Genomic DNA, 19,202 nt, shown 5'->3' on the forward strand with positions numbered 1-19,202 from the left:
CGTATTCTTCTGACCCATGTTGATCCTCGACCAGCAGGCTGTCACTGATCTGCTCCCCATTCGAGAATGCATCGACTTGATGGTGTCGACGCTTTCCGCATTGGCGCGCGGTGAGACGATTCTTCCGCTCCGCACCGTCGTTTTGATTCCCGACACGAACGACGCGTTCGCGGTCATGCCGGCCTACATCGGCTCGCCGAAGACGATGGGCGCGAAGATCATCACGGTGTATCCGGGCAATCACGGCACGCAGTACGACTCGCACCAAGGTGCGGTGCTGCTGTTCGATCCGGACAACGGCAGCCTCGCCGCGCTGCTCGATGCGACGGCCGTGACGACGATCCGCACGGCGGCGGTTTCCGCGGTGGCGACTTGGCTCCTCGCGCGGCCGAACGCGTCGACGCTCGCGATCGTCGGGGCCGGCGTCCAGGCGCACGCGCATCTCGAGTCGATGTGCGCCGTCCGCCCAATCAAGACGCTGCGTATCTGGAGCCGCACGCCTTCCAACGCCGAGCGCCTCGCCGACGTCGCGCGCACCAAGTTCAGCCTCGAGACGACCATCTCGGCGTCGTGCGCCGACGCGGTGCGCGACGCCGACGTGATTTGCACGACGACGTCGGCTCGCGCCCCAGTGCTCTTCGGTGAGTGGCTCACGCCGGGTACGCACATCAACGCCATTGGCGCGTCGCAGCGCACGGCGCGTGAGCTCGATACCCAGTGCGTCGTACGTTCACGCCTCTACGTCGACCGGCGCGAGTCGGCGCTCAAGGAGCCCGGCGACACGCTCGTTCCGCTCGAAGAGGGCGCGATCACGCCCGACCACATCGTCGCCGAGATCGGCGAGCTGGCGATCGGGCGAGGTGAAGGACGGCGCGACGAGCGCGAGATCACGCTCTTCAAATCGCTCGGGCTGGCCATTGAAGATCTCGCGGCCGCGTCGTACGTGTACAACGCGGCGCGACGTGTGGGGGTGGGGGTGGAAGTGGAGCTCGGCGGGGCACGGCTTGAGGCACATTGAGCCGATCACGCTCGACGATGTCCGTGCGGCACAGAAGCGGATAGCGTCGACCGTACATCGCACGCCGCTCATTCGCCTCGAAGTGGACGGCCCGGCGACGATCTACCTGAAGCTCGAGAACCTCCAACCGATCGGCTCGTTCAAGCTCCGGGGTGCGACGAACGCCATTCGCTCGACGCGGCCCGGCTCTCTCGGCGACGGCGTGTACACGGCGAGCGCGGGAAACATGGCGCAAGGCGTCGCGTGGGGCGCACGCGACCTCGGCGTTCCGTGCACAGTCGTGATGCCCGACAGCGCACCGTCGACAAAGGTGAATGCCGTGAAGCGGCTTGGCGCTACGATCGTTCCACTGCCCTACGACGACTGGTGGCAGACGCTGCGCGACCACGGGCGCGCGGGAATGGCGGGGCGATTCATTCATCCTGTCGCCGACCGCGACGTGATGGCGGGCAACGGTACGATTGGTCTCGAGATCGTCGAGGATTTACCCGACGTCGATACGGTGCTCGTGCCATTCGGCGGCGGCGGACTCGTCTCGGGAATCGCGACCGCGGTGCGGGCGCTGCAGCCGAACGCCCGCGTGTACGGATGTGAAATCGAGACCTCAACACCGCTGACGGCCGCACTCACCGCCGGCCATCCCGTCGTCGTCGAGCGAACGCCGAGCTTCGTGGACGGCATCGGCGGGCGCGGCGTGCTCGAGGAGATGTGGCCGATCGTCTCGGACTTGGTGAGCGGGGCACTCGTTGCAACGCTGGCCGAGACAAAAGCGGCGATTCGTTTGATGGCCGAACGCGCGCGCGTCATCGCCGAAGGCGCGGGCGCGGTGCCGGTTGCCGCGGCTCTCGCAGGACGCGCAGGTTCTCGAACAATCGTGTGTGTCGTATCCGGCGGGAACATCGATACGCAAACGCTCGTCGAGATACTAACCGGATGACGGTGGACCGGTGGACCGGTAGACCGGTAGACCGGGAGACCGGGAGACCCGTAGACCGAACGCAACGCACCAACGGCCACGCCGCCATCGTAATCACACGGAAAAACTCAACGTAGATGACGCAGACTTTGAAAATCCCGCAGACTGAGAACGGTGTTGGTTGTCCGTCTGCGTGGTCGCTGTTCAAGTCTGCGGAACCGTTGTTCCCTTTTTCGGTCCCGGACCTAGTGGCTCGACTAGGGCTTTGGTAGCACGCTCGCCAGCTCGGGCACGCTGCTCGCGGCCGCCCAGTTTGGCATTCCGGTTTTCCAGACCAGGGTCGCTGCCGTGATCGCGCCCGACGCCTTGAGCCCGGCCTCGTCGACCGGACCGCGGCGCTCGTTGCCGACGGCGTAGTACCAAACAACGGAGGGAAGCGGCGGCGGCTCCGATACGGACCGTGTGTTGGCGGCGGCGACCTGTTGGCCGACGACTGCGCCAACGCCGATCGCCATGCCCGCGCCGGCGGCGCCGTTGGGATTGCGGGCCGCGTCGCGGATCGCGTCGGCGCTCTGGAGACGCGTGTATCGGTCGAGATCGCCGAGCATGTTCATGCGCGTCTTTTGATCGAGCGTCGCTTCGACTTCGGGCGGCAGCGACACGTTCTCGATGACGAGCTGCGTTATCGCCAGGCCGTACTGTTGGAACTGTGGCGCCACTTGCTCCTGCACGCGCGCGCCGATCTCGCCGTACTTGGACGAGAGCTCGTAGACTGACACGCTGCCGCCCGCGAGCACGACGCTCACCTTCGCGACGACGAGATCGCGGAGCTGTTCCGTGGTCTGATCGACGTGGAAGGTGGCGTTCGTCCCGACGAGCTCTTGGACGAACCGCTCCGCCTCGGTGACGCGGACGGCGTACGTGCCGAACGCGCGGAGGCGCACCGGTCCGAGCTCGGCATCGCGCACGATCACGGGATTCGACGTGCCCCACTTCTGCCCGATGAACTGGCGCGTGTTGAGGTAGATGACGTCGGCCTTGAACGGGCTGTGAAATCCGTACTTCCAGCCCTGCAGACGCGACAACACGGGCACGTTTTCCGTGGAGAGCTCGTGGCGCCCGGGCATGAACATGTCGGCGATGTGGCCTTGGTCGACGAGGATCGCGACCTGCGACTGCCGCACGATGAGCTGCGCGCCGTTCTTGATCTCGTTGTTCGGGCGCGAGAAACGCCACGCCATCGTGTCGTCGGTGTCGTCGATCCACTCGATGACGTCGATCAGTTCGCCGGAGATGAATTCGCGCAGCGTCATAGGGGGAGATCTCGTTACGAGAAGAGAGTCTTGAGAATGAAATCCAGTGTCGCCGACCCCAGATCGATGGAGTGCGCGCTCGAGCCGCCGGTGGTGGGAAACGAGACGGTCGATGTGAACGTTCTCGTGACAACGATGTTCGGATCGAGGCCGATCGCCGAAGCCTGCGACGCCTTTCGCTCGGCCTCGGTGGCGCGCATGCGATCGAGCCCGCCGTTGGCCACGAACTGCAAGACGCCGCGCAGCTCGTCGCGCTCGAACCACACCCCGTGGTTCTTGCAGACGTCGACGATGATTCCCGACATCTTTCCGAAATTCACTCGGTTCATGACCTTGTCGCAGACCGCGCAGTGGACATAGCGCACCCGGCCTTGGTTCGGCGCCTGTGCGGCCATACCGCCGGCGCCGAGCGAGGTCATGACGGTGCCGCGCTCCTCGCGATTGCTGCAGAGCGCCGCGAAGTCATTCGGCGCGAGCCACGCGCTGCCGCACTGGTCGCATTGGTGGAGCGGCGTGGCGCCGAGCCGCACGGGATGCATCTCGCCGCTACAGCCGGGGCATTTGAGCGTCTTGCCGTCGACCGACTCCGGCGCCTCGATCTTCGTGCCGCAGTGCGGACAGAACTGCGCGCCGACGAACATCGAGCCGAAGCACGACGGACACGCGACCACGGCGAGCCGCGAGCCGCAGTAGTCGCAGCGGGTCGCGTCAGTCGCGGCGGCGGCGCCGCAGTTGGGGCAGTTGAGCAGCGAAGAAGCGGAGGCCATCGTGGGAGCGTGGATCGGTCGTCGGAGGAGGCGCTGCGAGGCGCCACCTCCGGACGAAGACGACCACGCCGGATGACCGGCAACCGCTACGGCTTCTTGCCCTTACCGATCGAGCGGTAGTACTCCTCGACGTTCTGTTTGTACGCCGGCGGGACGTCGCCAGACCGCTCCAGCAGAACGCGTGTCGAGTCGGATTCACCGAGCTTCCGACGAAGGCCGAATTCGAAATCTTTGAAGCCTTCGATGGTCTTCGCGCGCAGGTCCGACGAGATGCGCGGATCCTCGAGCGCCCGCGTGTTGGTGAGCTGCTTCAGATTGTCGATCGCCTGATCGAGCTGCTTCGTGGCCAGCCCTTGCCGCTGCAGCTCGGTGCGGAGCGCCTGCGCGTCGGCGAGACGCTGCTGCGCTTCGCGGCTGAACTGCTGCGCGTCGTCGGGCGAAAGCCGTCCGTTCGGAATTCCGCCGCCCGGCACGCCGTTCGGATTCAACGGGCCGCCCATGCCGTTCTGCTGCTGCGAGCCGGGACGACCACCGGGAATCCCACCGCCGTTGGCCTGCTGCTGCCGACCGTTCTGACCTTGGCCGTTTCCACCCTGCCCTTGCTGTCCCTGTTGGCCCTGGCCCTGGCCTTGGCCCTGCTGGCCTTGGCCCTGCTGGCCTTGTTGCCCCTTGCCTTGCTGGCCCTGCTGTCCCTGCGAACCCTGCGCTTGGCCTTGGCCCTGTTGGCCCGGTGAACCTTGCGCCTGTCCTTGGCCTTGTTGCCCTTGTTGCCCTTGGCTCTGACCACGCTGGCCTTGCTGGCCCTGGGCCTGGCCCTGCCCCTGCTGTCCTTGCTGACCCTGGCCGCGCTGGTCCTGTTGCGATTGCCCCTGGCCTTGCTGACCCGACTGACCACCTTGTTGTAGACGACGGCCTTGATCGGCGCCCTGGCCGGTCGCGCCATTCTGTTCCGCGCGTTGGCGCATGCGCTCGTCCATCGACTCGAGCCCGCGCACCAGATCACGCGTCTTGTCCGCGGCCTGCGCTTGCTGACGCTGGCCATTGCCGTTCTGCGCGGCGGTCTGCGCCTGCTGCATTCGCTGACCGAGATCGGCGATGTCCGACGCGATCTGCGGCTCCGTCGAATTGAGCCACTCGGCCGGTGCCGTCCGCGCCGCGCCGCTCGAATAGCGGAGCTTCTCTTCGGTTTTGCGTCCACGCAGCGTGTCCGCGGCGCCGCCAAGCACGCGGGACAGATCTTTCTGGTCGCGGCGGCTGTCGTTGGACATACGGTCGAGCTGAGATTTGAGGTCCTTCACGCCCTCCGCCATCGACGCCTTCTGATCGGCGATCGACTGCTGCAGGTCTTTCGTCTGCTGCGAGCCGGAGCCACCAGCCCCTGACTGTGCCTGTGTGAGCTTCTGCTCGTCGGACTGCACTTTCTTTTCTTGATCGGCGAGCTGTTGCGCCCGTTTGACCGCGTCGTTCAGGTCGCGCGTCCCTCGACCGTTGCGTTCCTGGTCGAGTAGGCGGCGAGCGTCGCTCAGGGCCTTGTCTGCCTGGGCCGCGTCACCGGATCCCTTGCTGCCGTTCGCGGCGGCGCGACGCATCGCGTCAGCGGCGTCCTGCAGACGGCGCGCGGCGTCGGCGAGCGATTGATTCTGCTGTTCGCGCGCGAGGCGCTCGAGCGTGCGGGCCTGATCTTCGGTCTGCTGCGCGAGATCGCGCTGGCTCTGACCGCCGGACGCACCCGACTGCCCCATGCGCGACAGGCTGTCGGCCTTGGCGCGCGCGCGCTCGTTCTCCTGCTGTTGGCGTGCGGCGAGTTGGCGCAGCTTCTCCGCCGTCTCGTCGACCTGGTTGTCGGTCTGCTGTTGTTGCTGCTGCTGGCCGCGCTGCACAGTCTCGTACTGGTTGCGCAGCTTGTCCTTCTGCAACTCGAAGATGTCGGCGAGGTCCTGCGCGTCGGTACGATTTCCGCCCCCACCCCCACCTCCGCCGCCGCCTCCCATAGAGACCTGGATCTCACGGAACACCGCCTCGGCGCGCTGGAGCTGCGCGAGCGCCTTCTGTTCCGGTGGCAACGCGGACGTCGGCGATCCCTTGGTCAGATTCTTTTCGGCCGTGTCCATCTCGGCCGCCGCCTTGGGCAAGATCTGCGCGATCTTGTTCCACGCGCTGTCGCCCTGCGCGATGCCGCGCTCGACGAGCCGGCTCGCCAGCTGGCTGGTCTGCTCGCGCAGTCGCTGCTGCGACAGCCGGATCGTGGCGAGGTTTTCGTCGAACGCTTTCTTGTCCGTCTGCGCGCTGTCGCGCGAGCTCTTGAACGTCGCCGCGATGATCTCGCGCTGCGTCTGCGAGAGTTGGTTCGCGTCGTTCTGTTGCCCGCCACCGCCGCCGCCACCACCGCCGCCCTGCTGCTGGCGGTAGTCGTTCTCATAGGGGCGAACCTGCAAGAAGTAGATGTCGGTCGACGCGCCCTGCGCGCCGGTCACCGCGTTGTTGTCCGTGGCGTGCGCGTAATACGAGACCACGTCGCCCGGCTCGAGCTTGAGCCCCTCGAGCATGAACGTGTAGCCGGCGGATATGTCCTTGATCGCCTTCGTGCCGTCGTGCAGCGACATCGTCTGGTCGGGTCCGCCGTTCACCGAGAAGTGCAGATCGACCTTCGCGACGCCGTAGTCGTCTTCAGCGCGAACTTCGGTGTAGACCTCGTCGACCGAGAGCACCTTCGAGTCGCGGCCGGGCTTCGTGAACTGCACCGTCGGCGGACGGTCGGGCAGCACGTCGATCGTGTAGTTGAGCGAGCCGGTGACCATGCGCCCGTCGGGTCCCTGGAGCTCGACCTTGTAGAAGCCGGGCTGGTTGACGCGCAGCATCGCCATCAGCTTGCCCCCCCCGTCTTCGGTCGGCACGAGCTTGAGCGTGTCGCCGCCCTCGACGATGAGCCGGCCTCCGCTCGTCGGCACGGTTGGCGCGACGCGCACACGGACCAGCGTCCCCTTGAGCGCCGCGATGTCGCCGGTGCTGTCGACGTCGTTCGGCGGCAACTGCGTGTACGCCGGGTATCTGTACTGAAGGTCGATCTGCCGGACGAACGGCAGGTTCGACACATCGAGCGTGTATGTGTTCGAGCGAATGCCATTCGCCTCGACCGAGTACTGCGTCTTGGAGCCGATGTCGAAGAGGCGGAACGCGAACACGCCGCTCGAGTCGGCCGTCATCGGGAGTCGCGTCCACGTCGTCGAGTCGGCCGCGCGTACCAGGAGCTCGACGTGATCGGACTGGAAGCCGCGCAGGTTGGCCGAGATCATCTGGTCGCCACCCTTGGCCACCGTCGCGTTCCCCGGCTCGACTGAAATGCTGAACAGCGCCGAGGCGACGTCCGTGCGCCAGGGAACAGCGACCAGCTTGAGGCCGTTCCTCAGGGCGGGAGGACCGAACATCGTGAGCAGCATCGCCGCGCCGAGCACCGCCGCGAGGATGCCGCCGTTCATCTTCAGTTCGCCGGCATCGATCGCCTTCCCGTCCCCGGCGAGACGCACGCGCTCCAGCGCCGTGCGCGTCAAACGGTCGATCAGCGCGGGCGACCGCGACGGTACAGCCGCGGCGCGCGCGCCGTTCCGCATCTCGACGGCGGTGATCACACTCGCGTTGAGCGATCGCTCGTTCTCCTCGAGGTAGAGCGCGACCTGCTCGTCGTGCAGCTTAGGGAGGAGCGGCCGAATGACGAACCACGCGGCCAATCCGAGGATCGACGCGATGGCGACGATTCGCACGGCCATCACGACCGCGTCGGCATAGTGGAACGCGTTCATCACCACGCCGCCGAGCGCAATCAGCGCCCAGCCGGCGGCAATCGTGATCGCCGCGCCGCGCAGGGCGAGCTTGAGGCGGTAGCGCGTGCGTACGTCGCGTACGACGCCGAGAAGCTGCGACTGCTCGCGACTCGAACCGTGAACGCTTTCCATGGTCCCCTCCCCCTTTCCCACTTCCTTCGTCAGCTCGTCGCGCGCGAGAGGCGATTCGAGACCGCCGTCTCGCCGGCCAGCACCAGCACCGCGACGAGCAAGAGATACCACCACAGCCGCTGACGACGCTCCTGGTCCTGCGGCGTCGCGGCGTTGAAGTCACTCCCGGCCTGCTGCTGCGCGCTCGCCGACGTCACCGCGGCGACGAGGTCCAACGGATCAAGATGCGACAAGTCCGACTCCGACGCATCGATGTTGACCGCGATCGGCCGGCCACTGCCGACCGGTGTGTCCCGGCCGCGCAACTCGTAAAACCCACGCTCGTGAAGTGTGACGAGGTGGTTCGGACCGGTCGCGGTCACTCGTTGTTTAACTCCGGACGGCGACTCGAGCGTCAATTCGGTGAGGCTATCGGCCGTGCGCCCGCCGAGGAATGGCGCCGTCAGCTCGCCGTGCCTCGAGAGGTCGAGCACTTCCCCGGTGACGAACGACGGCCGCGGGTCGATGTACCGGCCGACGTGCTTTCCGAACTGGTGCACGAACGGGAGGAAGACCGGCTGGAGCGGAAGATTCGTCCAGTACGAGTCGATGGTCGACGACCAGATCACGACGCGTCCGCTTCCGACCGCGCGCTCGACGAGCGCCGGGGATCCATCGTCGAAGCGCGCCGAGATCAGCGCCCCGGGGGACGGCGTCAACGCTCGATACCTATAAAAGCGGGCGGTGGTGAAGTCGCCGCTGCGCGGTGCGTTGAACAGCTCGAACACGGGGCTCGCGTAGTCGATCGACGACAGCGTGCCGCCGGCGTCCGATGTCCGATCGACGACGGGGCCGATCGTCGCGGGCAGCATCGCGCGCCAGGCCTGCGCCCACGTTTCGCTCCGCTCCGGGCCGGGCACGAAGACGATTCCGCCGCCCTCGTCGAGAATCGCTTTCAACTGTTGGCCGACCGCCCCGGTTGGTAACGGCGGCGCGACTTCGTCGAGCACGACGAGCGAGCGGCCGTCCAGATCTCGCGGCGTGAGCGAACCAACCGACTTCACGTCCACCCGGAAGCTCGGCCGGTCGCCGATCGACAGCGCTCGGCTCAGGTAGAGGCTTTGGTTCGGGCGCGGGGAATTTGGCTCGACGATCAGCACGGGCACGGACGCGTCGGGCGCGATCGTGAAGTTGCTCACGTCGTCGAGCGTCAGCGAATCCGGCGTGATGGCGATCGAGGCTTTGGTGGGCGCGTTCGGCACTGGGATCGACGTGAACGCCACCTGGAGGGCGCCGCTGGCCGGAACGTTGACGTGCTGCGTCTGCACCGTGCGTCCGCCGACGGAGAGCGTCGCCGAGACCGGCCGTGCGTTCTTGCCCGTGTTGATGAGACGCGTCGCGACGCTCACGTGATCGCGTACGCCGTTGCTGTCGCGGTCGGTCACCGGCTGCGTGACCGCGACATCCGCCGCCGTCGCGCCGCCGACATCTATGGGTGTGATGGTCGTACCGCGGGGAAAGACGATTTCGTTGTGGTTCGCCCACGCGTTCTTCTGGAAGTCCGAGACGACGACCACCTCGCGCTGCGGGAGTGTGGACGCGGAGATGATCTGCGACGCCAGCTTGAGCGCGGGGGCGTATTTCGTGGCTTCGTCGCCGAGCTTCGCGGCGCCGATCGCGGCCGCGACACGGTCCGCGGGCGCCATCGGCTCGCTGGCGACGATGGCGTCGTCGTCGAACAAGACGAGCGTCGCGCGGTCGGTGCCGGTCAGCGCGCGCACGGTCTTGCGCGCCGCGGCCTGCGCGCGCGACCACCGGTCGCCGTACGCCATGCTCGCCGACCGGTCGAGGAGAACGACGACCTCTTTCGCGCCGCTCGTCGAGATCGCTGCCGCGTGGCGCGAGAAGAACGGCCGGGCGAACGCGGCGACGAGGAGCGCGAGCGCCGCGCATCGGAGCATGAGCAGCAACAGATGCCGGAGCTTCTGCCGCCGCACCGAGCGATACGGAATGCGCTGCAGGAACATCAGCGACGGAAACTCGACGACGACTCGTCGCTCGCGGTGGATCAGATGGATGATCACCGGAACGGCGATGGCGGCGAGACCGGCGAGGAACGCGGGAGCGAGGAAATTCACCTGGGGGGGTCCCTATCGCACCCGGTTGAAGTTCTGCCGCGAGGCCAGGTACGAGAACAGCGCGCGGTCGAGCGGCTTGGAGGTGTCGAACAGCGCGTAGTCGGCGCGCGATTCCCCGATGCGCTTGGAGAGCGCGTCGGTGTGCTGCTGCACGAGCTCGCGATACTGCTTGCGCAAGTATTCGGGGATGATCGGCATCTTCGTCCCCGTTTCCATGTCGATGAAGTTGCTCGCGTCGGAGAACGAGAAATCGATCTCGCGGGGGTCGAGCAGGTGGAACACGATCACGTCGTTGCCGCGTCCGCGTAGATGGGTGAGCGCGCGCAGAACGTCGTCCGGATCTTCGTACAGATCCGAGATGAGGACGACGACGCTTCGGCGGCGCAGCGACTCGGAGAGCTTCTTGAGCGGCGGCTGGAGGAGCGTCGCGCCCGGCGCGGGCTTCGCGCCGCGCGACCCGCCCTCGATTCGCTCGAGCGAGTGCAGCACGAGCTGGAGATGTTTGGCCGACGGCGGCACGTAGTCCACGACGTCGCGGTCGATCGCGACGAAGCCCACGCGATCGCGCTGCAGGCTCGAGAAGTATGTGAGGCACGCGGCGAGATAGCATCCGTACGTCAGCTTCGAGACTCGCCCTGACTCGCCCTGTCCCGTGTCGCCGCCGTATCGCATCGACGGCGAGACGTCGAGCACCACCACGAAATTCGTGTTCGTGTCGGCCTCGTATTCTTTCACGTAGTGCCGGTCCGTGCGCGCGTAGAGGCGCCAATCGATGCGGCGGATGTCATCGCCCGGCATGTAGGCGCGATGCTCGGCGAAGTCTGTCGACGACCCCAGATGCGGCGAACGATGGAGGCCGTTGATGAACCCTTCGACGACGACTTTCGCGAGCAGCTCGAGATTCCCGATCCGCGCCAGAACGGCGGGATCGAGAAAGCTGGTGGGCTGGGTCGCGACCGCGGTTGCCATGGTCGACTACATCCCCGACTTCGGGAGCGGCACGGCGCGCAGCAGCTTGTCGATGATCTGATCTGCCGTCACGTGCTCCGATTGCGCGTGGAAGTTCGTCAGTACGCGGTGACGCATCACCGGTTTGGCCAGCGCGCGGATGTCGTCGAAGCTCACGTTGTAGCGGCCATCCATGAGCGCGCGTGCCTTGCCGCCAAGAATCAAGTGCTGCGGCGCGCGCGTGCTGGCGCCGTACGACACCCACTGCTTGATGAAGTCGGGCGCGTTCGGTCCCGGGCGGCTCGTGCGCGCGAGGGCCACCGCGTACCGCGCAACCGGCTCGGCGATCGGCACGCGACGGATGAGCTGCTGGAAGGCGACGATGTCGGCGCCGGTGACAGCGTGTTGAAAGCGGTAGTTCTGCACGGCGGTCGTCTGCGTCGCCACACGGACCTCGTCGTCTTCCGGCAGATAGTCCATGATGATGTGGAACATGAACCGGTCGAGCTGCGCTTCAGGCAATGGATACGTGCCCTCGAGCTCGATCGGGTTCTGCGTGGCGAAGACGTGGAACGGCTCCTTGAGCGTGTACGTCTTGCCTTGCACCGTGACGCGATGCTCTTGCATCGCCTCGAGCAGCGCCGCCTGGGTTTTGGGCGGCGTACGGTTGATTTCGTCGGCGAGGACGATGTTGGCGAAGATCGGTCCCGGCGTGAACACGAGCCGCCGACCGCCCGTCTCCGGATCGTCCTGAATGATGTCCGTACCGGTGATATCGCTCGGCATCAGGTCGGGCGTGAACTGGATGCGCGAAAACTTGAGGTCGAGCACCTGCGAGACGGTGTTGATCAACAGCGTCTTGGCCAGGCCGGGCACGCCGACGATCAGACTGTTGCCGCCGGTGAAGAGCGACAGCAGCACGAGCTCGATCACGTCCTCTTGGCCGACGATCAACTTGTGCAGCTCGGAGATGATCTGGTCATGTCCGGCTTTGAGCCGGTCCGCGAGCGCGATGTCGTCGTGGGATTCGAGCGCCGGTGCCTTCGTTTGAGGCGTAATCGTCGAGGCCAAGAGAAAATCTCGGTTGAGGTGATTCCCGGTACGAACAAATCAACAGCCTTGAACCGCAGAGGACGCAGGGAACGCGGAGGTCCGCAGAGGACTGCATCGATCTTGTGTTGGTCAGTCCACGTTGTTTCTCTGCGTCTCTGCGTCTCTGCGTCTCTGCGGTGAGGCAGTTTCGTTTTGCCTAGTGAGTCAAAGCGTAGATCACGTAGTTGATGCCTAGCTTGTAGATCTCGTTCGCTTGGGCAATGGGTACAAAGCCCGACGAGGACCACTGCCACGACTCGCCGATGTCGTTGTCGACGTTGGCGAGCACGATCATACGCTTCTTCGGGTCGTTGTCCTGGTACACCGTCCAGTACGTCGGCGGCTGATTGCCGTACGCCGACCGCGACGGCCAGACGACCGCCGACTTCATGTCGATGTCGAAGAACGAGTGAAAGATCTGCTCGTTGCCGGTGAGCTGCACCCATTTCGCGCTGGGGATCGCGGCCGCCATGATCTGGCGCAGATTGGTCCAGTCGTAGTTGCCGCCCCACCCTTCACGGAAATCGTCGAAGATCATGAAGCCGCCCTTCAACAGATACGAACGGAACGCGGCGACCTCCTTCTCCGACGGATGCCAACCGCCCGGCTCCGACATGTAGCTCACGGGATACTTGAAGAGCAGCGGGTCGTCCACCGCGACGAGAACGCTCCCCACCATCGGGCCCTGCACCACGAACGGATGCACGTTCGTGATGTCGCGCAGGATCTTCGCGAAGTTCTCTTCGGCGTCCGGATAGTCGTGCGACCACCCGGGCCCTTCCCGCCCGGCCCAATGGTCGAAGCCTTTGTATCGAATGCGCGCGAACGTGAAGCGGCCGTCGTACGGAACGTTCCCGGCGAATTCCGGCGGCTGGTACATCTCATCGGGACCGCCGAAGTACTGACCGAATCCCCCACCGCCTCGTGTCGGCCGACGCTGCGCCGACCCCGCGCTGACGGCGACGGCGCTCACCGCGCAGACGAGTGCCGCGATTCGGATGGAGTTCATGGTCGCTTTTCTCCGGCTTGCTTCGTCCGGGCATCGTACAGCGTGAGCAGCAACGTCTGCGCCTTTTCGTAATTCGGCGCTTCCTCCAGCGAGCGCAACACGCTCGTGCGCGCGTGCACGTCGTCGCCGGCCTCGTGCTGCGCCAGCGCCAACTGATACAACGCGTCCGCTTTGTCCACCGGTCCGAGCGCGACAATCGCCGCCCGCTCTCGCACCGTGCGCTGCTTGTCTCCCGCCGCCCGTGACAACTCGGCCAGCTTCTGGTGCATGCCGACCTCGAATGGATTCACGAACATCGCGCGGTCGAGCGCTTCCGCCGCGCCCTTCGCGTCGCCTTGCTGCTCGAGCAAGGTCGCGAGCCGCTCGAGCGCGGTCAGGTTCGTCTCGGTGAGCGACGACCACTTGGCGAGCGCGTCGGCTTCCTTGCGCTGGTCACCCTTCTTCTGATAGAGCATCGCGAGCACCGCGTAGGGACTGTCCTCGCCGCCATACTCGGGGAAAATGTCCCGCGCGCGCTCTAAATAAGGAATGGCCCGGTCGAGGTCGTTGTGCGTGACGAGGACCTCACCCGTGAACAACTGCACGCCGAAATCGTTCGGCGACTTCGCCGCGAGCGCGATCGCCGAGTCCACCGGCGTGTTGGGCCCGATCTTCGGCGGCTTCTTCGTGAGCGACGCGAGCACCGCGCCGAAGCGCGTGGTCAGATAGGTGTCGAAGCGCTTGTCGAACGACTTGAGGTCGGTGTTGAGAACTTTCTGAAATACCTGATCCGTCGTCTGACCCTCCTTGTACGCCTGCAACATCTTCAGAATCGCCGGCTCGCCGAAGTCGCGCGCGATCAGCTCGCACACGAGCGACGCCTGGTAATACGAGAACTGCACCTGCTCCGGATACGCCGGATGCATGAAGCCGTCGTTCATCCGGCTCACCGGCACGAGCTTGCCCGCCTTGTACGCCGCGAGGAAATCCGGCGTCACGCCGAAGCCCCAGCCGGGACGCGCGTGGTGCTCCTCGTACACCGACAACCCTTCGCTCAGCCACCGCGGAATGCGGTTGTCCGTGCTGCCGAGCGTGAACGTGTGCGCCAGCTCGTGCCACACGGTCGAGCCCCAGTTGAACGGACCCGCGTCCTTCGCCGCCGGCGAGTCGAACGCCAACGTCGTCCCGAAGCTCACGCCCAGCGCGCCGAGCCCGGCGAGACCCACCGTGCGCACCGAGAAATCGGCGTGGCTTCTATAGACCTCGATGCGGATCGGCGGCGGAGGCGTGTACGCGTATTTCCTCTCGAACGTCGTGTACGCCTGCTCGGCGAGATCACGCAGATAGACGGACAGAATCGCCGACTCGTCCTTCTCCACCATGAAGCGGAAGTGCGGGCTCGTCGTGATGTCGTAGTTCTTGTACGTGTCGAGCAGGTCGAGCGTGTTCTTGACCCACACGTTGTACGGGTCGCCCTTGAAGGACGTCTCGAGGCTCGCACGGCCGGTGTCGATCTGCCCGAGCCGCAGCTGGTTCATGCCGAGCGCGCTCCAGGCGTGCCAATCCTTCGCGTCGAGCGCGACGCCTTGCTTCGCGAAGTCGGCGGCCTGTTTGTAGAGACGTACATCTTCGGCCAGCTCGGCGAGCGTCGCGTAAAACTCGGAATCGTGCGGATCGGCGGCGAGCGCGCGCTGCTTGAGCGTCTCGAAGCCGGCTTGGTCGTGGCTGAGATACTTGATCGCCGCCGCGACGGCGAGCCCGCGCTCGTTGACCGGATCCACCTTGAGCGCGCGGTCGATGTCGAGCTGCGCCGCCGCGTAGTCCTCGAGTCCTATCAGCACCTCGGCGTGGAGCACGTGCGCGTCCGGATACTCCGGATTCACGTTGAGCGCGGCGCGCAGCAACGAGTCGGCGCCAGCCTGGCCATCCGCTTGAAGCCGGCGAGCGGCGCCGAGCAGCGCGCGCGGGTTGTTCGGGTTCGTCTGTAGAATGTCTTCGAATGCCTTCTGCGCCTCGTCGAAGTTGTACTTTCGAAGAAACAGTTCGCCCACGCGGATCTTTGCCGCATCATTCGATGGATCGACGGTCGTCGCGCGGTCGTAGGCCTTCTGCGCGTCGTGGAAGAGCTGCGGGTCGTTCTCGCCGAGATACTCGCACGCGATCGCGACGGCCATGAGGTCGTCGCTGGTGAGATCGTTGCCGAGCGACTTGTTGTAGACGTCGATGAACTTGTCGAACTCTTTCATCGCCTGGTCGCGATCGCCGCGATCGTAATGCAGCACGGCGAGATTGAGCGCGGCCATCAAACTGTCCGGCGTCGAGCGGGCGCGGATGAACGCGCTCTCGGCCGCCGCCCGCTTGCCGCGCGTGATCAGCACTTCGCCGAGCGGGTTCCAGACGATCGCGCCCTTGGTAGACGCCGCCGCGAGCCGCCCCGCCGCTTCCGCTTCGTCGTACTTGCCGATGGCGGCGTACGCGCGGACGAGATCGCGCTGCGACGCCGCCCAGTCGCTGTCGCTCGCCGGCACTTTCTTGAGGGCTGCGATGGCTTCCTGGTACTTGCCGCTCTGCAGCAAGTCGTGACCGTCTCGCGTGCCGCCGAAGACCGGCTTCGGCGTCTGCGCCCGAGTTGCCTGTGGCGCGCAGAGCGCCGCGGCGAACGCGAGCGAGACCGCCCCGCGAAGGGTGAAGCGCGTCATCCGGCTTTCCTCCCCTCGATTTCGCGGATCGACTTCGACTTCCGCGCGAGTTGGACCAGCAGGTTCTCGAGCGCGTCGTCGTAGGCATCCGGCGTCATCGAGGACTTCTTGGCTCGCAACTGATCGATCTGATCCTCGAGCGCGAACTTGTCCTTGTAGAGCGAGGCGAGCTGCGGATCGTTCGCCGCCGTCGTGCTGATCCCGCCGTCGAGGAAGAATCGGCGCGCCAGCAGCCCCTGCGCGGTGCGTCCGTCGGGGTCGGTCACGCCGGTCTTCGCGCCGACGTCGTCGAGCTGCGCGTGCTCGGTTTGTAGCCGCGTGTCCGTCTCGTAGAGCCGTTTCGTCTCGGCGACGGCGTAGCGAAACGCCTCGAGCAGCGAGACGCGTCCGTCCTTGTCGACGTCGGCCACGTCCTTGCTCAGCGCGTCGATGAAATACTGCGCGAAGTGCGACTCGTTCCGCTCGAAGCTGCTCTTCGTCGCGGTGATGACGACGCGGTTCGGCGCGGACACGACCGGCAGCATGTCGCCGCTCGCGCTCGTCATGTCGATGAACGCGACCTTCTGCGTCTTGAACTTGCCGAGCATCTGCGCGAAGTCCGACGCGCTCAGGTCGGGACCGGGAATGCTGATTTTGGAATCGGGTCCGTCTCCACTTCCGTGGCCGATGAGCACGAGGACGACTTGATCACCAGCGCCCGCGCGCGCCGCGAGCTGCGACATCGCCCGCTCGACGTTCGTCTTCGTCGACTGCCCGCGGAAAAACGGCTTCTTGGAAACGCTGTCCTCGCTGAACCACTGAATCTCCGCCGGCGGAATCCCGAACCGCTTGTTCGCCGCGTCGGCCAGCGACTGCGAGAGATTGGCGAACGAGGCCACGTACTTTGCCTCCCCGCCCAATCCACTCACGATTACGAGATGGGTTTGGCCGAACGCGGCCGCAAGCGGCAACGCCACTGTGGCGATAGCGAGCGCGATGGTTCGATGCAGACGGCTTTTTCCGGTCCACCGGTCCACCGGTCCACCGGTCCACCGCCGTTCCGGCCCCCCCGCTCTCACGCCAACCCCCGCGTCTTCCGATACGCCCACTCCGCGCTGACGAGCGCCACGAGCAGCAGGAACGTCGCCGGCATGTCCCACAGATCCATCTGGTTTACGACGGTGACGCCGCGCTTGCTCATCGCGACGTCCTCGGCGAGCGTCGACGCCGTTTCGGGCGTGTAGAATCGGCCGCCCGTCTCCGACGCGATGCGCTTGAGGAGTGGCGCGCGCATCTCGGCGTCGAAGTACTCCGTGTTGAGGTCAGCGACGCGCAGATACGTCGTGTCGCCCGACGTCACGCCGTTCGGAAGCGTCGCCGTCACGTGGATCGAGTAGATCCCGCCCTGGTCCGGCGTGAACGTGCCGCGATACTCGCCGTCGCGGTCGATCGCCCAGTCGAGCGGTAGATCGCGCGACACGCCGCTGTCGCTCGTGATGTGCGCGACGACCTTCGCGTCGTTGCGCGCGATGAAGATGCTGTCCATCACCGTCGCGCGGATCGGAATCGGTGAACGCGGATTCGCCTTGTCCGTCGGCAGCGACACGACGACGCGATCCGGCGAATCGCTCGTGATCCATCGCAGCATCTGCCGCCAGAATCGCGAATAGGTATCGTCGTCCACGGACGTGTTGGGATCCATCTGCCACGCCCACGAGTCTTGAATCGGGAACGCGACCGACAATCCTCGGCCGTACCGCTGGTAGACGAGCACCGGTTGGTCGTAGCTGCGCACCGGCGCACCCGGCACCCCCGCGCGTCCGCCGGACGGGACCGATCCCGTGACCAACGTGATCGCGCCCGGTTTGACCTCGCGGATGCGATTCACCGTCGTCACCGCGGGCAACGACTTCCAGCGCTCCGCCGAACGCGACGGAGTCGATGCGATCTGCGCCACCGCGTGGCTCTCGCCGGCCGGAGTCAGCGCGACCTTGAGGTCGGCGAAGAAGGTCAGCGAATCCGGAACAGCGTCCCCCGTGAGCACGACCGGCATCACGTCGGCGAGCGGCGTCCCGGCGTATCCACCCTCGGCGAACGCGCGGCGTCCGCCGAGCAGCAAGAGTCCGCCGCCGCGTACGTTGACGAAGTCGGCGAGCATCGCGAGCTGATCGTGCGTGAAGAAGCTGGCTTCGACGTCTCCGAGAATGATCGCGCGATAGCGGAACAACTCGGCGCGAGTCTTCGGAAAGCCGCTCACGAGGTCGTTCGCGCTGTCCACGTTCAGCCGGTAGAACTTGTTCTCCGCCGTCCGCTGCAGCGTGACGATCTGGAGATTCGAGTCGGCTTCGACGGCCGCGCGGATGAATCGCATCTCCGGACGCGGCGTGCCCTCGAAGTAGAGCACGCGCTCGCGGTCGTTTCGCACGTCGACGAGCGCCAGCTGCGCGTTGTTCTGCGTGACCTGTTCGCCCGGCTGCGTCGGGATTCGGAACGTGAGCGACCGGGCGCCGGCGTCGTTCGCCGCGACGCTGACGCGCACAGGCGCGACGTCGCCGTCGGACGGCAGCGTGATCGAATCACGCGACACGATGCGTCCGCCGTCTTCCACGACGAGCGGCACTTTCTGTCCGGAGTATCCGCGCTGCCGAACCATGACGTCGGCGACGAGCGTCCCGCCTCGAAGCACCGATGGAGAGGTCTCGACGCGCTGAATCTCGATGTCTTTGTCGAAACGATCGGCGCCGAGCCCGATCGTAAAGATCGGAACCGACTTCGCGCGCAGCGCCAAAAGCTCGTCACCCATCGGCGCGCGCGAGTTGTCGGCCCCGTCGCTCACGACGACGAGTCCGGACAACGGCACCGCGTCCAATTCCTGACGCGCCTGCTCGACGGCGTCGCCGAGATGCGTCTCGCCGGCGTCGAACGTCAGCGCCGACGCGCTGTCGACGCGTTGAGCTCCCGATGAAAAGCGGAAAACCCGGACCTGGAACTTCTTCCGCAGCGCCGCCAGCAGCGTGCTATCCGGGCCGCCGAACGCGTGCTCGGCCCACGTGCTCCTCGGTTGCCCGTTCTTGTCGGCGATGCGCATGCTGCGCGAGTCGTCGATCAGGACACCCACGTAGTTGCGCTGCGGGACGGCCGCCGAGAGCAGAAGCATCGGCCGCATCAGACACGCCAGCAGCACGACCAACGCGGATACTCTCAGCGCACCCAGTACCCAACGATCTCGGCGCGTGCTTTTGGCCCGGACGCCGGCGTAGCTCAAAACGGCGGGCACGCCGATGGCGGCCGCCGCGAGCAACAAAAGCATCACGGAGAACGGAACGCCAAGGGCCAAATTGCCGTTGGCGAACTCGTTCGGCCGGTACTTGAAGAGGAAATGGAAGAGGGATTCGAACAATGGACGAAACGGGTG

At 65.9% G+C, this 19,202-nt stretch carries 12 protein-coding genes; 2 read left to right on the plus strand and 10 right to left on the minus strand.

The annotated features are described in order from the left end of the window. Positions 1-16: 16 nt before the first annotated feature. Positions 17-1,018, plus strand: a complete 1,002-nt coding sequence (locus tag VGQ44_23205) for an ornithine cyclodeaminase family protein (GenBank protein HEV8449750.1) — start codon at positions 17-19, stop codon at positions 1,016-1,018. Next, positions 1,005-1,955 carry a threonine/serine dehydratase gene (locus tag VGQ44_23210; GenBank protein HEV8449751.1) on the plus strand — a complete coding sequence of 317 codons (951 nt, stop codon included), beginning with the start codon at positions 1,005-1,007 and terminating at the stop codon, positions 1,953-1,955. Before VGQ44_23205 ends, VGQ44_23210 begins: the two co-directional genes overlap by 14 nt. Before the next feature lie 236 nt (positions 1,956-2,191). Here VGQ44_23210 and VGQ44_23215 read toward each other — a convergent pair whose 3' ends face one another. From VGQ44_23215 to VGQ44_23260, 10 genes are all read right to left on the minus strand, one after another. Continuing rightward, positions 2,192-3,247: an SPFH domain-containing protein gene (locus tag VGQ44_23215; protein ID HEV8449752.1), complete on the minus strand. Its 1,056-nt coding sequence runs from the start codon at positions 3,245-3,247 to the stop codon at positions 2,192-2,194. 14 nt (positions 3,248-3,261) lie between these two features. Then, complete coding sequence (locus VGQ44_23220) at positions 3,262-4,014, minus strand: zf-TFIIB domain-containing protein (protein ID HEV8449753.1); 753 nt, start codon at positions 4,012-4,014, stop codon at positions 3,262-3,264. An 86-nt stretch (positions 4,015-4,100) separates the two neighbouring features. Continuing rightward, complete coding sequence (locus VGQ44_23225) at positions 4,101-7,964, minus strand: DUF4175 family protein (protein ID HEV8449754.1); 3,864 nt, start codon at positions 7,962-7,964, stop codon at positions 4,101-4,103. Between the two features lie 29 nt (positions 7,965-7,993). Then, on the minus strand, positions 7,994-10,081 hold the full coding sequence (locus VGQ44_23230; protein HEV8449755.1) for a BatA domain-containing protein: 2,088 nt from the start codon (positions 10,079-10,081) through the stop codon (positions 7,994-7,996). A gap of 12 nt (positions 10,082-10,093) precedes the next feature. After that, on the minus strand, positions 10,094-11,050 hold the full coding sequence (locus VGQ44_23235) for a DUF58 domain-containing protein (protein ID HEV8449756.1): 957 nt from the start codon (positions 11,048-11,050) through the stop codon (positions 10,094-10,096). 6 nt (positions 11,051-11,056) lie between these two features. Continuing rightward, positions 11,057-12,100 (minus strand): MoxR family ATPase, encoded by a 1,044-nt coding sequence (locus VGQ44_23240; GenBank protein ID HEV8449757.1) that lies wholly within the window; start codon positions 12,098-12,100, stop codon positions 11,057-11,059. Positions 12,101-12,278: 178 nt separating this feature from the next. Then, on the minus strand, positions 12,279-13,130 hold the full coding sequence (locus tag VGQ44_23245; GenBank protein HEV8449758.1) for a DUF4159 domain-containing protein: 852 nt from the start codon (positions 13,128-13,130) through the stop codon (positions 12,279-12,281). Further along, a complete protein-coding gene (locus VGQ44_23250; GenBank protein ID HEV8449759.1) occupies positions 13,127-15,808 on the minus strand; it encodes a tetratricopeptide repeat protein in 2,682 nt (893 codons plus the stop codon). The genes VGQ44_23245 and VGQ44_23250 overlap by 4 nt, the downstream gene beginning before the upstream one ends. Next, on the minus strand, positions 15,805-16,686 hold the full coding sequence (locus VGQ44_23255) for a hypothetical protein (protein HEV8449760.1): 882 nt from the start codon (positions 16,684-16,686) through the stop codon (positions 15,805-15,807). The genes VGQ44_23250 and VGQ44_23255 overlap by 4 nt, the downstream gene beginning before the upstream one ends. A 176-nt stretch (positions 16,687-16,862) precedes the next feature. Then, on the minus strand, positions 16,863-19,187 hold the full coding sequence (locus VGQ44_23260; GenBank protein HEV8449761.1) for a hypothetical protein: 2,325 nt from the start codon (positions 19,185-19,187) through the stop codon (positions 16,863-16,865). Positions 19,188-19,202 lie beyond the last annotated feature (15 nt).

It is taken from the genome of Gemmatimonadaceae bacterium (assembly GCA_036003045.1).
Classification (GTDB): domain Bacteria; phylum Gemmatimonadota; class Gemmatimonadetes; order Gemmatimonadales; family Gemmatimonadaceae; genus JAQBQB01.